The sequence below is a fragment of the Cellulomonas biazotea genome (genome assembly GCF_004306155.1).
In the GTDB taxonomy this organism is placed as follows: Bacteria; Actinomycetota; Actinomycetes; order Actinomycetales; family Cellulomonadaceae; genus Cellulomonas; species Cellulomonas biazotea.
Map to the genome: position 1 here is coordinate 1 of NZ_BIMR01000467.1, position 851 is coordinate 851.

General features: G+C 75.6%; 1 protein-coding gene. It reads right to left on the reverse strand.

All coding sequences use genetic code 11. The features are described from left to right. Nucleotides 1-851: ATP-binding protein (locus CBZ_RS20200; protein ID WP_444979410.1), on the reverse strand; the 851-nt coding region annotated here is incomplete at both ends.

Below are 851 nucleotides of genomic sequence, written 5' to 3' on the forward strand. Positions count from 1 at the left end.
CCGCACGGGACGGCGCGGTCCCGCGGGGCCGGACGCCCCGCCGCGGCCGGTGGGTCGTGCACCGCCGCCCGCGGGGCCGCGGCCCAGCGCGAGCGCCGCCGGCAGGACGACCTCGAGCCGCTTGCCACCGACCTCGACGACGACGCGCTCCAGGGCGGGCGCCTCCTCGTGCTCCTCGGTCGTTGCCGCGGCGGACGCGCCGAGCGTCGTGAGCCGGTCCGCGAACTCCGTCTCGATCCAACGGGTGTGCACCGAGAACGCCTCCGTCGGGTCCGCCGGGGCGAACTCGGGGGCGTCGAGGACCGCGCGGTGGAACGGCGTGACCGTCGGGATGCCGACGACCTCGAGCTCGGCGAGGGCGCGCCGTGCGCGCTCGATCGCCTGGGTCCGGGTCGCGCCCGTCACGACGAGCTTGGCGATCATCGAGTCGTACATCCCGGAGACGCTGTCGCCCTCGACGACACCGGAGTCGACGCGGACGCCCGGACCGGCGGGGAAGCGCAGCGTGGTGATGCGGCCCGGGGCCGGCAGGAAGCCGCGCGCCGGGTCCTCGCCGTTGAGGCGGAACTCGATCGAGTGGCCGCGTGTCTCGACGTGGTCGTACCCGAGGGGCTCGCCCGCGGCGACGCGGAGCTGCTCGCGCACCAGGTCGATGCCGCTGATCTCCTCGGTGACCGGGTGCTCGACCTGCAGGCGCGTGTTGACCTCGAGGAACGACACCGTGCCGTCGGCGCCGACGAGGAACTCGCACGTCCCGGCGCCGACGTACCCGGCCTCGCGCAGGATCGCGACGCTCGACGTCACGAGCTGGGCGCGCTGGTCGTCCGTGAGGAACGGCGCGGGCGCCTCCT